Source organism: Ensifer sp. ENS06, assembly GCF_014852205.1.
Classification (GTDB): domain Bacteria; phylum Pseudomonadota; class Alphaproteobacteria; order Rhizobiales; family Rhizobiaceae; genus Ensifer; species Ensifer adhaerens.
The window spans coordinates 17245-29722 of the sequence record NZ_JACVBC010000003.1 but is presented as its reverse complement, the minus strand read 5'-3'; the positions used below and the strand labels follow the sequence as shown (position 1 = coordinate 29722).

Here is a 12478-nt window from a genome sequence, read left to right as displayed (position 1 = left end):
ATGGTAGAAAACATCAATTTAGATGTCCTAGATTGGTATAAGAAGTTCGTAAATGAAGAAAACAAAGAGGATGACCACACCTCCCCTAATTTTCTCACTAAAATAGATGAAAACGAACTTCGTAAATTTCAGGATGACTTCGGAAAAATACTACCGGAGGCATACGTGAAGTTCTTGGTCTCTGTGGGGTCCGGGCGAATCAGGCAGGATGCAAACGGAAGATTTGACGAATTCCACGATAACCTGTTCCTGAATACGTCCGAGATATCCGCTATTCTGCGAAAGGAGTCTGTCGAATGGGAGGTGTATCCAGACCTTGTTGCCGACGGAGAGGTGCCTTTCTTCTATCTCGGGGACAATGCGGTTCTGGTTTTTCGAAAAGATAAAGGGAGTAAGGTATATTATCCGCATTTGGACGACGTGTATGCGGAAAGCTTCGAAGATTTCACAAGGAAACTTATGAATAATATTGATTTTTACACCGAAATTTAAGTATGAACCAAGATAACATGGGTATTATGCCGAGCAATAACTCGCAAAGAGCAGCGAGGCGGTGGGGGCCGATATTGGTCCGCGAAGGTTTTGCATGATTGCAGCAGTCGACATGTCCCAACGATGAGGAAAATCTAGCCCGGAAAGGGCGAGCCAAGGCATGGAATGCTGGAACGCATATCGCAAGCGCTCCAGTCCCAACATGGCCAACGCTAATTGCTTGTTTGCTCCGCGGGCCGCCACCCTAGAGCCTCAGCACGCTCGAACGCGGACACATTCTCAAGGTACCAGGTGTCAGCCTTCTCTCGCATTGCAAGCGGCATGTCCTCCATCCGCTTGTATTTGCTGACGACCTCGCTTTGTAGCAGACGGTAATAGGCTGTCCCCTTCTTTGTCAGAAGGTATGCAGAGTTTGGGTAGTGTCCCAAGAGGACGTCGGCCGAGGCAGCCGCCTTTCGGTAGTCGCCGGACGAAAGATAATGCTCGACAAGATAGGCCGCCATGGTCGCTATCAGTTCTTCCCGCGAAAGCGGGCGTAGATAGGTCCCGATCTCGACGGCTCGGTCTGTCATCGGCAGTTTCTGGCGATACCAAACGTCCCGAGTAAAGCCGCCGCCGCTTGTTGTTTCGAGATTCCATTCCTTGCCATCATCATCGGTGTATTTGACGAACAGGTGCAACGGCGCTTCCGCCAGAGTCACGCGCAAACCCAGGCGCTCGCCCAGTAATTGGAACAGGATCGGCATGGTCACGCAATTGCCGCGTCTTGTCTCGAGGTAGCGGGACAGTTTGCGGTTGGCGAGGGTATCTCCGAGGGGATCGGTAAGATCGTACTCGAACGGCCGACGATTGTTCCAAGGCCCCGGCTCGTAGAGGTACCGTTTCAAAGCTTCGAGCTTTTCGGCTGTGCTTGCCGATGCGCCCACGGTATTTTTCACGTCATCGGCCATGCGGTCGATTTCCATGTGTCCTACTTCGATGTTCACGGTCAGATCAACCATCCGATCGATCGCCAGCTTTACCTCGGCCAAATCCCGGCCCGCTTGGAAGAGAGCTTCCGTGTCGGCGCGCAAACGCGAGTGGTCGTCTTCGACTGAGCCTGCCCAGACTTCCGTGGAAAGGACAAGAAGTGAAAGAATGCAGGCGGCGAACAGCCTCATAGTCGTTCTCCCAAGCGCAACTCCGGGTAAGTATTTGCGGACCTGGAGTCAACGTGTTGCCCGGCGATAGCAGTGAGTTTTCAGCGTGTTTTCCCGAAACAGTGTAATCACATCGTTGTCTTTCGCGCCTGGGGGCCTGCCGCGCGATTACGCTTATGGTTGTAGAATTTTAGACCGTTTTCCAGCGAAAGCAGAAATTTCTCTGGCAATCACACGGAGAGCCGCCCTAGTTGTGGACAGCCATGGTTGCGTGCATTTTGTCGGGTTCCCGTCATGCAGCGGGTCTGTATTGATGATAGCGCCTGTTCACTGAGTCTCTCCCATGAAGCCAGCGGTACTTATTGCTTTGCTCTGCGCTGCTGCGCTTGCGTCTTGCACATCAGACGATGCCGTCACTGACGTCCTCTCTGTTAAGATGAACGAACTCGATTCGCGGGGCAAACCGTTGCCTGTTACCGCGGGAGGCACCACCCGCATTGCCCGCGCGGGAAACGGGCAGGGGTTCACTGGTGCTTTGTCTACTGGAACGGGAAGCTTCGTAGGGTACGGACCAGCGATTTCCGTTGGCGAGATGGCTAAGGGTGGGGACGGCTATTCCCTGAACCTCGTCAACGCGCCGATTGCAGCGGCCGCAAAGAGTGTTCTCGGAGACACGCTTTCGGTCAACTACGTGGTGGATCCGCGCGTTACTGGCACGGTCACTCTGCAGACATCCGCGCCTGTCTCTCGCGAGGCCCTGATCGACATCTTCGAGTCTGCTCTTTCGGTAAACGGCGCGGTCATCGTGAAGCGGGGCGGCAACTATCAGGTCGTACCGTCGTCGGAAGCCTTTTCGTCCACGCCCAATGTCAGTGTGCCCTCGGTCTCGCCCAAGGGGCCCGGGATCAAGGTCCAGGTGGTTGAACTGAAGTACATCTCCGCACAGGAAATGAAAGGAATTCTCGAGCCGATTAGCCGCCAGGGTTCCATTCTGCGCGTCGATGAAACACGCAATCTCATCATGCTTGCGGGCACGAGCAACGATCTCGCTTCGCTGCGCGATGCAATCAATGTCTTCGACGTCGACTGGATGAAGGGCATGTCCGTCGCGCTGCACCCGCTTAGCGCATCGCAGCCCGCTGCCGTTGCGAAGGAACTGGATTCTATCTTTGCCAACGATAACGGCGCAGGCAACAAGATCATCCGGTTCCTTCCGAACGAACGGCTGAAGTCGATTCTCGTGATCACGTCACGACCTGCCTATCTCTCGCGCGCAGCGGCATGGATTGCAAAGCTGGACAAGCTGGCGAGCACGAACGAAGAACAAATGTTCGTCTACAATATCCAGAATCGGCCCGCCAAAGAACTCGCGCAGGTGCTTCAAGCGGTAGTCGCTAGCCAAAATCGGGGTGGCAGCGCAAGTTCTGCAGCCAAGGCTGTCGCGCCCGACATGGAAGTTGCGGCCGTCGGCAACGTGGCAAGTTCGTACTCACCTGACGGGCAGAGTGCTCCCGACGGACAGCCTCTTGAATCTGAGGGCTGGTCTGCCGAGCCCGCTGCTGCTGAAGCTAAGGTGAAGACATCGATCGTCGCCGACACTGAAAACAACTCGCTGCTGATTTCAACAACAGCACGGGAATATGATCATATCCAGGGATTGCTTCGCCAGCTGGATGTCGTGCCGACGCAGGTCCTGCTGGAAGCCGTGATCGCGGAAGTCACCCTCACAGACGAACTTAAGTTCGGTCTCCGTTGGTTCTTTGAGAGCGGGAACTTCGGGCTTCGGCTGTCTGATCTTGCCACTGGCGCAGTCGCCCCCAGTTTCCCGGGCTTTGCGTGGAGCTACGCTACCAACGATATCCGCGTGACGCTTAACGCACTTTCGAGCGTGACAGACGTCAACGTCGTCTCCGCTCCGACCCTCATGGCGCTGAACAATCAAAAGGCGACGCTGCAGGTCGGAGACCAGGTGCCGATCGTCACTCAACAGGCGACAAGCACCAACGGAAACTCGCCTATCGTCAACTCGATCGAGTTGAAAGACACGGGCGTCATCCTATCCGTTACCCCGCGGGTGAACAGTTCCGGACGGATCATGCTCGACATTCAGCAGGAAGTCAGCGATGTGGTTAAGACCACGTCCTCGGGCATCGATTCCCCCACAATTCAACAGCGAAAGATCTCCACTCGTGTCGTCGTCAATGACAGCGAGAGCATCGCGCTCGGTGGACTGATCCAGCAGAAGAACAGCATCAGCCGCAGCCAGGTGCCTGTCCTCGGTGATATTCCGCTCCTCGGCAACGCGTTTAAGAACAAGACCGATTCAATCAAAAAGACTGAGTTGATTATCTTCATCAAGCCGCGCGTCGTCCGCGACGTGCAGGAGGCGAGGGATGTGACCGAGGAGTTCCGGCAGCAGCTCGACTTCGGATCAGCTATCCAGAAGCGGCGTGGCGGAACCAAGCTTCAACAGGACCTCAAGCGCCTTGCCTATTGATCCGACATTGATGGGAGCGTCGTTGCTGCTTGTCGTTTGTACGGCAGTGATCGTTGTGACCGATTTCAAGTCAATGATCATTCCGGACTGGATCAATGCTTTGGTGCTTGCTGGGGGGGTAAGCTACAGTGTGAGAGATAGTTGGTCCGCCACGGCCTCAGCGCTGATGTTCAGCGTCATCGTGTTCGCATTTTTTTGGGGAGTCCGAAAACTTCACACCGCGCGCACCGGCAGGGTGGGGCTCGGAATGGGAGACGTCAAATTCGCAGGCGCCGCCGCGGCGTGGCTGAGCCCACTGGATTATCCGCTTTTCCTGCTCGGGGCGTCCTTTTCGGCACTCCTTTATTTTGCGATCGCCTACCGCGGACATCCCGACCCCCACAGTGTCCGGGTGCCCTTCGGGCCGTTCCTTTCGATTTCACTGCTGGCCGTCTGGCACCTCGAAAAGTTTGATATTCATTTGTTCGGATTCCAAGCATGACACTGCAAGCGCAAGAGCGGCGCCGTCGCCGCAACATGGAAGGCTTCACTCTCGTCGAGCTTCTGGTCGTCCTGGCGATCATCGGCCTTATCGCAGCGATCGCGACCCCTCAAGTGCTGCGCTACCTAGGAGCGGCCAAGGTCGATACTACCAAGGCGCAGATCAGGAACATCCAGAGCGCGCTCGAACTCTATTACATCGACAGCGGCCGTTATCCGTCGACAGAGGAGGGGCTGGTCGCCCTTGAGACACAGCCGGACAGCAACTCGAGTTGGAACGGCCCCTACCTGAAGAAGGGGGGAAAGCTCAAGGACGCTTGGGGCAACGCGTACAAGTACGAGAGTCCAGCGGGCGACAAGCAGTTTCAGATCACGTCGTTTGGCCGCGACGGTCGTGAAGGCGGCGAAAGTCAGGACGCCGACCTGCGCAGCGAATAGGACGCGTTTCTTAGAAAGATCGTGCGGCGAACAGCGAGCGCTGGAGGGCCGCCTACTCGGTTGATGGTAATCCGGACCGCGGTCGGAAGCGTGTCTGGCTTCGACCAGGCGCTGAGCCAGACTGGCGAGCGACCTGGCTCTTTCTCGGAGAGGTATTCGAAACGAGCATCGGCGATTTCGTCGGCGATTGGAGTAAGTGTTGGCTCCAATTTTGACGGCCGTCTCCGGGCAGTTGCCAGCAGTAGCTCGCTTCTCTCCGCCAGATAGGTGATGGAGATCTCCCGCAAGCCGGATTGATCGCTCCCGACGCGCACCATTCCGACAAATTTCATGTTCGCTTGATTGCCCACGAACGCCAGGCGCTCACCGGATTGTTCGTTGCCGATGATGACGAGCGGAACGGCGGCTGCGATGGTCTCGTCAAGGAAGTCGGCGATCGTGTTGAGCTCTGTCCGCGAGGTTGCGGACTGGCTGGCTTGATAGAGCGGGCGGATCTGTTGGATTGCCCCCAGTAGCACGATTGCCAGCAGACTGAAGACGCTTAACGCAACCAGTGTTTCAGCGAGGGAAAACCCTGCTGTGCCCTGGGCCGAGGTCGATTTATCGTGCACCGGAGGCCTCGTTCCGCTCAGATCCGCTGTCCGGGAGAAGGAAGCCGAACCGGATGCCTCCTGGGCTGGTCAGCGACATTGCTGACACGGAGAGGTTCGAGAGCGCCTCGCCGCGAGGCTTGCGAATTGAAACTTTCCACAAACGTCCCTTCGGGTCGGATATTTGCCCCGACACAGTACTCAGTTCGAGGGTTCGAATGTCCTGGAGGAGTTCAAGTGCAGTCTCGCGTTCGTCCGCAGCGACGGCACCACGCGAAGCAAGTCCAATCGCCTGGGTCGCTATCACGAGTGAAGACGAAAGGATGACAAAGGCGGCGATCATCTCCAGCAGCGTAAAGCCGGTGTCGTCCGAGAGATCACATGCGTGCATTGCCGATCTCCTTTAGCGAGCCGGTGAGCCAGTCAACGCGTAGGGCCGAGCGGCGCCCAGAGCTGTCACCGAACGTAATTTGCCCTCCGGTGGAACCTCCGTTCGGGAAGAAAGTGATCGTCCCTCGTTCGACCGTCGTGGTGTTGTCCCGGCCGACGATGGCCTCCATCGTAACGCCGGTCGGCAGCGAGAAGATTTGAGTGCCCGGCTCCAGTCGAACAACGTTTCCTTTGACATCGATTACGACGGCGACGGGACTCCCCGAGCTAATCGCTCGCAATCTGGCGGTCTGGGCGAATCGCATCGCGGTCGCAGCTACTCTCTCCGGGTTCGGTCCACCACGCGGCAACAGGTTCGGAAGCGCGATTGCCGCCGCGAGGCCGATGATCGCCAGTACGACCAGCATCTCCACGATGGTGAAGCCATTGGTATGATCCGCGGGCGGGTGTCTCATGAAATGCCGAGCTCGTTAACGCTCAGGAGAGCCGTCATGACGGATATGACGAGACCTCCCACCAGCAATCCCAACACGATCGTGACTACCGGTGTCATCAGTGCCAGTGCAGCGTCGGCACGGCGTTGGACTTCCTCGCGGAGCAGTTCGGACGACGTCGAAAGCACGACAGGTAGTTTGTTCACTTGGTCGCCTGCGCGCACAAGCGATACCACTTTCGCGGAGAACAGGGCGCTCTCATTGAGGGCCTCGCTTAGCGGCCGCCCCGAGACAACTTTGTCACGGAGTTCTTCCATCCGTGGCTTGAGAGCCCTCACGGTGCAGCAGTCCGTTGACAGAGCAAGTGCTTCTGGCAGCGAGACGGAGTTCTCGAGAAGAACCGCTAGGCTTTGCAGATAGCGTGCAAGCGTCGACTTGATCAGCATCGACCCGATCATGGGGGTACGCTGCAGCAGGCGTTGCATCCGGTTCCTTAGCGTTTCCGCCCTGAGCATCCAGGTAAGCGCAAGGATCAGCAGAAGGGAGCTTGCGGCGATCGAAAACCACGGGCCCCGCAAAAGCTCGCGAAGGCCGGACAAGGCGCTGATCATAGCCGGCGGTGACTTGCCCGAGCCGTCGAAAACAGGCAGTAGAGCGGGCACCAGCACAAAAGTAACGACCATCACGGCACCCAGCATCATCAGGAGGAGGAATGCGGGATAGATTGCCGCATCCACAAGCTTCTTCCGTTGAGTTGCCCGCCTCGCCAGGTCATCGGCGATCACCGAGAACATGTAGGGAAGGCTCCCGGAGCGCTCTCCGACCGAGACCAATGCCCGAAGGTCGTCGGGCAGGCCCGTAATCAGCTGTATAGCGACAGATGGAGGCTCGCCGCTGGCCAGACGGGCAGACATTGCCTCAATGATATCGCGTGCGCTGCTGCCGTCGACCGTCGATTTCATCACTTGAAGGGCTTGATCGAGCGTCAGTCCAGAACCACTGAGGACAGAAAGCTCACGGAAAAAGCCGGCGGGGTCGAATGGGCGCGTTAGCTCGAGGGAGAAGCGCCGCTTATCGCCCGTACCCTCGAGAGTCACCCGCTGGACGGCAAATCCTGCGGATTTCACCGTCTTTCGTGCCTCCTCCGCATCGGAAGCATCAACGACCCCCGTAACCTTCGTACCTTCCCTGGAAAAAGCCTGATAGCGGAACCGCTTCATCACATTCGCTCCGCTTCAATCACGCGAACGATCTCGCTAATCGAAGTTTCGCCGTTCTCTACCAAGGCCGCGGCATGTTGGCGAAGCGGCACCATTCCCTCGCGACAAGCAATGTCCAATAGGTCGGCTTCCGAGTTGCCTTTGACGATGGCTGCACCGATCGAGTTGGAAACGTGCAGAATTTCGTAGGCGGCGCGCCGACCGGAGAAGCGGGTCCCACCACAGTTCTCACAAGTCTGGTCACGGTCAGGACTGCAGCGTTTGCAAAGCCGCCGCACCAGTCTTTGACCGATTACGCAGCGGGTCGTCGCCTCCAAGAGAAATGGCTCGACCCCCATGTCCCGCAGCCGACTGAATGCACCGACCGCGCTGTTCGTGTGCAATGTGCTGAGTACCAGATGCCCGGTGAGGGCGGCCTGGACTGCGATCTCCGCCGTTTCACGGTCACGGATTTCGCCGACGAGGATGATGTCTGGATCCTGCCGGAGAACTGAGCGTAGCGCTGCGGCAAAAGTGAGGCCGATAGTGGGATCGACCTGCAACTGAGTGATGCCGTGGAAGCGATATTCGACGGGATCTTCGACTGTGAATATCTTCACTTCTGGTCGATTGAGTGCGTTGAGCAGGGCGTAGAGCGTGGTCGTTTTTCCCGATCCCGTGGGGCCCGTGACGAGCATCAGCCCATTCGGTCTGGAGGCAGCTCGCAGAAGACCTTCGACCGCGTCATCCGAGTAGCCCAATGTCCGGAGATCGAGTGAGACGGCCTGGCGGTCGAGAATGCGCAGCACTGCTGTTTCACCGTGAACCGTGGGCATTACCGAGAGTCTGAGGTCGACTTCCTGGCCTCGGATAGGGATGCGGATCTTGCCATCCTGCGGCAGGCGCCGTTCGGCGATGTTCAAGCGGGCGAGTATCTTCAGCCTGCTGATCGTCCCGGCATGGAGGCTGGATGTCACAGTCTCCGTCGACATCAATAGCCCATCGCGTCGGAAGCGCACGCGCATTGTTTCAGGCTGTGGTTCGACGTGGATATCGGTCGCGCGTTGATCGACGGCTTGCTGAATGATCCGCGACACGAACTTCACGACAGGAGCCTCGCGAGCGATGTCCACAAGTCTTTCTATGTCCGCGTCGTCGGCATTCTGTGAGGAGCCGGAACCGGAAGATTCGATCCCACTAGCTTGCGCGTGCGCCGACATCTGTTCCTCGATCCAACTCCGCCGCGCCAGTGCCAGTTTAACGTCACGGTCGAAGAAGTATCCGACGGCCTCGATGGTACTTCTATCGAAAGGGTCCGCGGCGAGCAGCCGAATTTCATCGTCGTCCATTTCTAAGGGCACGATGGCGTTTTCCCGAACGTAACCGGAGCCCAGCTGCTCGATGAGCGCGTTGCTCGAAAAGTCGATCGGTCGCTCGAGAAAATCGAGCGACAGGTATCGCGCAAGCTCTTCCGCTATCATTGCGTCCTGCATCAGACCGAGTTCGCGCAGGATGACGTCGACCGGCTGCCTTGAAATGCGGAAGGCGCCCTGTACACGCAGCGCCCCTTCCGCAGTCAACTTACCGCTCGCTTCCAAATGAGAGACGAATTCCTTCACGGTAAGCTGGATGGTCATGGATTCAGGCCTTGCTCGGCATAGGCAGAGATTTCGTTTCCCAAAAGAGTGGCGCAGGGGCCCGAGGCGTCCCCTTCGTGTCTTTGGCGAAGTCGCATGGTGATCTGCGTGCTGAAGGTCTTGTTCACGTTGTCGATTACCACGACTTGGTAGTCTGAGCCGATACCTCCTCCGGTTTGGAGAGTTGTGGCCAGCGAAACTACGTCCTGGGCTGCGGCTTGATCATTGGGCTCGGAAGCTCGAACGGTGTTCAGTCGTCTTTGAAGGTCGGGAAAGAGGGAATGGTTCGTCAGATTCTCGGTGGGATTGGACAATGTAAACAACCGTACAAGACGGTCCAACGGAATGGGTTGAAGCGAGGCAAACTCGTGGAGTTCCACGACGCTTTCGAAAGGACCATGTTTCATATTTTCCGATGTTGCTGTTTGACGGAATCCTGCGTGAGCATCACGAGCAAAACTCCGAAACGAGACCATTGCCTGCGCTGTTTCCGCTGCCTGGAGCGATTCCAGTCCCAGGCTTTCAAGGCCAAGGGCGATGAGTTCGGGTGTCGCCCGATTGAGATCGATCAAGCTGCTCTGATCAAGAACTTCGGTCGTCAGCGTGATATCCCGGATCTTGCAGCTCTGTGGTGCTTGTCGGCTGGCATCCAGGAGTTTCGACTTGAAAGACGGGTCCCGCGACATCTTGCTCGAGAGCGTGTCGTTGATCGCCTGTGCGGCGAGGTCTAACCGTATGCTCTCGAAGCGATTGCTGACGGTCAAGGTGCGAACCTTCGATGCTGTCACGAACGGCGTAAGGAACAACGCGAACATCATGAGGAATGCCAGGACTGCGACGAGTGCGAAGCCATCGTTTCCATTGGCCTCAGTGCGGGGCATTCTGTGCATCCGAAGCGTCGTAGAGGCGCACTTCGCGTGCAACGTCGGCCTTGGTTATCGAAATCCCGTTAGGCCGAACTGCAACCAGCTGCCAGCCGTCGATCGACTGTCCTACTTCGTACCATTCTCCTTGCGATTGGTCGTTCAAGGATATCAGCGCCGCTGGCCGAGACAGGATGTTTCGCGTCCCATGCAAGGAGAAAGAGGGGGGTGCGACATCGACCGATGCGATTTGGGGAGTCAGCGGCAGCGGCTCCTCCTCGACGACTTCGGGTGGTGGCGCGAATTCGCGTCTCGTGGGACTGAAAAGCGGCCGGGCCAGCGCTTCCGTCAGATCGAAGCTAACTACCAGAGGATCATTGGCCGTGGCGATTTTGCGGGCGGGTGGACTGCCTGCCTCCTCCAGGGGACTGACATCGACGGGCAGGAGATAGAGCCAGACGTTGGCGGCGGCAAACAACGCCACTGCTAGACATCCTATAATAATCCAGTGTCGATGGCCGAGCTTGTTCATTGTTGCGCCCCTGTCGCGGGCTTTGTCGCAGTAGGCTGAATAGCGGCGTAGATAGTCAGTTGGGTTGATATCTGCAGGGGCTGAGCCAAACCTTCGCCAGCGGTGACGTTGTTTGCCCGCATGTCCGCCTTTTGGACGATGAGCGGAGGCATCGCAGTCTCGATGGCAACCACCGTATCGAGGGTGGACTTCATTCCGCCTTCGAGATTTACCCGCAGACCGACGAACGCCACTCCGTCGATTTCGGTCTCGGCAACGCTGGTGGCTGACGAGATCGTGCTGCCAGACGCGGTTGCGATCGCAGCAACGATCTCCTGCAGCTTCGCTTGAAGCACTCCAATCTCACCGCCTTCCAGAAACATGGATTGTTCATGCGACGCTGCCGAAGTGATCGCAGTTGGGGGCTTCTTAGCTACCATCGCGTTGACCCGCGCGAGGTCACGTCTTTGTTCAAGAATGTCTTCGCCCTGATTGGCTAAGGACATAAGCCCGCCGTAAACTAAGGTGGTACCAAGCGTAACGGCAACGATCAGAAGCAGGATGGCGACGACGCGTTGTGCGCGTCTCGGAGCGTTCATGAGCTGAAGAAGAAATTCGGTCATTGTCGCGACACCGCGGCGCGAATTTGGAACTGCTCACCCGAGCGGCCCGGCACACGCGACACAGGTCCCGTTAGGATCGGGCGGTCAAACGAATCTGACTGATCCACCAGTGAGATCAGCTGAGCGGCCGACTGCGCAAATCCTGAGAAGGTAACTGTCGTACCGTCAAGACTTAGGTCCGTGAGATATGTGGTGTCCGGAAGGATCTTGGTGAGTTCTTCCCATACACGAGCGAGGGGAATTGCTTGGGTTTTGCGGGCGCGGGCAGACTCCGTGGCTTGCAAAGCTCTGGCCCTCACTTCCAACATCTTTCGGACCTCCATCGCTTCCTGGCGATGGTTCGAAATCTGCGCTTCTAGCAGCGCCGAGGCGGATGCGTTCCGCCACGCCATATGCGTGACGGTAACAAGGATAAGCAACGCCAAAAGCGCCAGCACGACAGACGTAATTGCTTGGCGCCACGCACTGCTGCCGATCCGAGGGTCGATGCTTCTGGCGCTGGCGGCCGATAGCCAGATAGGCTGCCCTTCAAGCTCAATTCCCAGCCGGACCGTACGAGTCTTGGCTTTGGGCAAGGCGTACGAGAGCCAAGGCTCGATGACATCGTTCCGCACCACGACGTAGCTGGTCTTTCCGGGCAGAGGCATCGGAGCAATGCGGACGTCGCTAGCCATGAATGGCGTCCTGTCCGCAAGGTCGATGGCGGCCATCTCCATTATACGTGATGTGGGTAGGTTCCGTTCGGAGAGTTCCCGAAGGATGTAGCGCCCTTTGCCGAGGAGCAGTTGAACGTCAGTCCTTCTTGTGGATGCGAAGTCAGACTCTCCGTATTCCTCCGGCGTGAGATCAACCACAAGGCCGTCAGCGAGGAGTTGAGCCGCACGGCGGTCGATTTTTATCACTGGAGTATGCGGAAAACGGCACTCAGCCAAAGGACCGAGTCCTTTCAGCTCCGACAACCACCAATCCCAGAAATCTCGAAGAATCCCCAAGATCGCCCCAGCCTCGAATCATAATGATAGAATTCACCATAGGTGAGCACTGAACGGGTGTAATCGAAACGCGGTGGTATCGGCTCTATATATCCACAGCTTGTGTAGAAGGGTCTCCTGCAGCCATTGGTTTCGTGGCAAACGGCTGCATTTTCGCGACGCGAATGGAGCATGGAGCCTCAATTTTCCGGTT

General features: G+C 57.3%; 14 protein-coding genes. 4 read left to right on the top strand and 10 right to left on the bottom strand.

The genetic code is table 11. The annotated features are described in order from the left end of the window. On the top strand, positions 1–492 hold the full coding sequence (locus IB279_RS13775; RefSeq protein WP_192339283.1) for an SMI1/KNR4 family protein: 492 nt from the start codon (positions 1–3) through the stop codon (positions 490–492). A gap of 212 nt (positions 493–704) precedes the next feature. Here the strand turns inward: IB279_RS13775 and IB279_RS13770 are convergent, their stop codons facing one another. Beyond that, positions 705–1652 (bottom strand): transglutaminase family protein, encoded by a 948-nt coding sequence (locus IB279_RS13770; RefSeq protein WP_192339282.1) that lies wholly within the window; start codon positions 1650–1652, stop codon positions 705–707. A gap of 322 nt (positions 1653–1974) precedes the next feature. On the opposite strand from IB279_RS13770, the gene gspD reads away from it, so the two are divergent. Genes gspD through gspG form a run of 3 tightly spaced genes read left to right on the top strand, consistent with a single transcriptional unit; the run spans position 1975 to position 5046 of the window. Further along, on the top strand, positions 1975–4128 hold the full coding sequence (gene gspD, locus IB279_RS13765) for a type II secretion system secretin GspD (RefSeq protein ID WP_192339281.1): 2154 nt from the start codon (positions 1975–1977) through the stop codon (positions 4126–4128). 22 nt (positions 4129–4150) lie between these two features. Further along, positions 4151–4609 carry an A24 family peptidase gene (locus tag IB279_RS13760; protein WP_192339280.1) on the top strand — a complete coding sequence of 153 codons (459 nt, stop codon included), beginning with the start codon at positions 4151–4153 and terminating at the stop codon, positions 4607–4609. Continuing rightward, positions 4606–5046 carry a type II secretion system major pseudopilin GspG gene (gene gspG, locus IB279_RS13755; RefSeq protein ID WP_192339279.1) on the top strand — a complete coding sequence of 147 codons (441 nt, stop codon included), beginning with the start codon at positions 4606–4608 and terminating at the stop codon, positions 5044–5046. The genes IB279_RS13760 and gspG overlap by 4 nt, the downstream gene beginning before the upstream one ends. On the opposite strand, the gene IB279_RS13750 is transcribed toward gspG, so the two are convergent. The 9 genes from IB279_RS13750 to IB279_RS13710 are packed head-to-tail and all read right to left on the bottom strand — an operon-like array spanning position 5019 to position 12252. Then, positions 5019–5657, bottom strand: a complete 639-nt coding sequence (locus IB279_RS13750; RefSeq protein ID WP_192339278.1) for a hypothetical protein — start codon at positions 5655–5657, stop codon at positions 5019–5021. The two genes, gspG and IB279_RS13750, sit on opposite strands and share 28 nt — an antisense overlap. Continuing rightward, positions 5647–6027 (bottom strand): prepilin-type N-terminal cleavage/methylation domain-containing protein, encoded by a 381-nt coding sequence (locus IB279_RS13745; protein ID WP_192339277.1) that lies wholly within the window; start codon positions 6025–6027, stop codon positions 5647–5649. The genes IB279_RS13750 and IB279_RS13745 overlap by 11 nt, the downstream gene beginning before the upstream one ends. Continuing rightward, positions 6014–6481 carry a GspH/FimT family pseudopilin gene (locus IB279_RS13740; RefSeq protein WP_192339276.1) on the bottom strand — a complete coding sequence of 156 codons (468 nt, stop codon included), beginning with the start codon at positions 6479–6481 and terminating at the stop codon, positions 6014–6016. The genes IB279_RS13745 and IB279_RS13740 overlap by 14 nt, the downstream gene beginning before the upstream one ends. Then, a complete protein-coding gene (locus tag IB279_RS13735) occupies positions 6478–7680 on the bottom strand; it encodes a type II secretion system F family protein (protein ID WP_192339275.1) in 1203 nt (400 codons plus the stop codon). The genes IB279_RS13740 and IB279_RS13735 overlap by 4 nt, the downstream gene beginning before the upstream one ends. Then, positions 7680–9296, bottom strand: a complete 1617-nt coding sequence (locus tag IB279_RS13730; protein ID WP_192339274.1) for a GspE/PulE family protein — start codon at positions 9294–9296, stop codon at positions 7680–7682. The genes IB279_RS13735 and IB279_RS13730 overlap by 1 nt, the downstream gene beginning before the upstream one ends. Next, positions 9293–10177, bottom strand: coding sequence for a hypothetical protein (locus IB279_RS13725; protein ID WP_192339273.1), 885 nt, complete (start codon positions 10175–10177; stop codon positions 9293–9295). Before IB279_RS13725 ends, IB279_RS13730 begins: the two co-directional genes overlap by 4 nt. Next, complete coding sequence (locus tag IB279_RS13720; protein ID WP_192339272.1) at positions 10164–10691, bottom strand: hypothetical protein; 528 nt, start codon at positions 10689–10691, stop codon at positions 10164–10166. Before IB279_RS13720 ends, IB279_RS13725 begins: the two co-directional genes overlap by 14 nt. Beyond that, positions 10688–11293 (bottom strand): type II secretion system protein GspM, encoded by a 606-nt coding sequence (gspM, locus tag IB279_RS13715; protein ID WP_192339271.1) that lies wholly within the window; start codon positions 11291–11293, stop codon positions 10688–10690. Before gspM ends, IB279_RS13720 begins: the two co-directional genes overlap by 4 nt. Beyond that, entirely contained in the window at positions 11290–12252 is a 963-nt protein-coding gene (locus IB279_RS13710; protein ID WP_192339270.1) for a PilN domain-containing protein, read from the bottom strand. Before IB279_RS13710 ends, gspM begins: the two co-directional genes overlap by 4 nt. Between the last annotated feature and the right edge of the window lie 226 nt (positions 12253–12478).

What these genes read in the sequence shown, in the direction of transcription:
- IB279_RS13720 (WP_192339272.1), bottom strand. Translation starts at nt 10,691, where the DNA reads ATGAACAAGCTCGGCCATCGACACTGGATTATTATAGGATGTCTAGCA.
- gspG (WP_192339279.1), top strand. Translation starts at nt 4,606, where the DNA reads ATGACACTGCAAGCGCAAGAGCGGCGCCGTCGCCGCAACATGGAAGGC.
- IB279_RS13745 (WP_192339277.1), bottom strand. Translation starts at nt 6,027, where the DNA reads ATGCACGCATGTGATCTCTCGGACGACACCGGCTTTACGCTGCTGGAG.
- IB279_RS13740 (WP_192339276.1), bottom strand. Translation starts at nt 6,481, where the DNA reads ATGAGACACCCGCCCGCGGATCATACCAATGGCTTCACCATCGTGGAG.
- IB279_RS13730 (WP_192339274.1), bottom strand. Translation starts at nt 9,296, where the DNA reads ATGACCATCCAGCTTACCGTGAAGGAATTCGTCTCTCATTTGGAAGCG.
- IB279_RS13735 (WP_192339275.1), bottom strand. Translation starts at nt 7,680, where the DNA reads ATGAAGCGGTTCCGCTATCAGGCTTTTTCCAGGGAAGGTACGAAGGTT.
- gspM (WP_192339271.1), bottom strand. Translation starts at nt 11,293, where the DNA reads ATGACCGAATTTCTTCTTCAGCTCATGAACGCTCCGAGACGCGCACAA.
- gspD (WP_192339281.1), top strand. Translation starts at nt 1,975, where the DNA reads ATGAAGCCAGCGGTACTTATTGCTTTGCTCTGCGCTGCTGCGCTTGCG.
- IB279_RS13725 (WP_192339273.1), bottom strand. Translation starts at nt 10,177, where the DNA reads ATGCCCCGCACTGAGGCCAATGGAAACGATGGCTTCGCACTCGTCGCA.
- IB279_RS13770 (WP_192339282.1), bottom strand. Translation starts at nt 1,652, where the DNA reads ATGAGGCTGTTCGCCGCCTGCATTCTTTCACTTCTTGTCCTTTCCACG.
- IB279_RS13775 (WP_192339283.1), top strand. Translation starts at nt 1, where the DNA reads ATGGTAGAAAACATCAATTTAGATGTCCTAGATTGGTATAAGAAGTTC.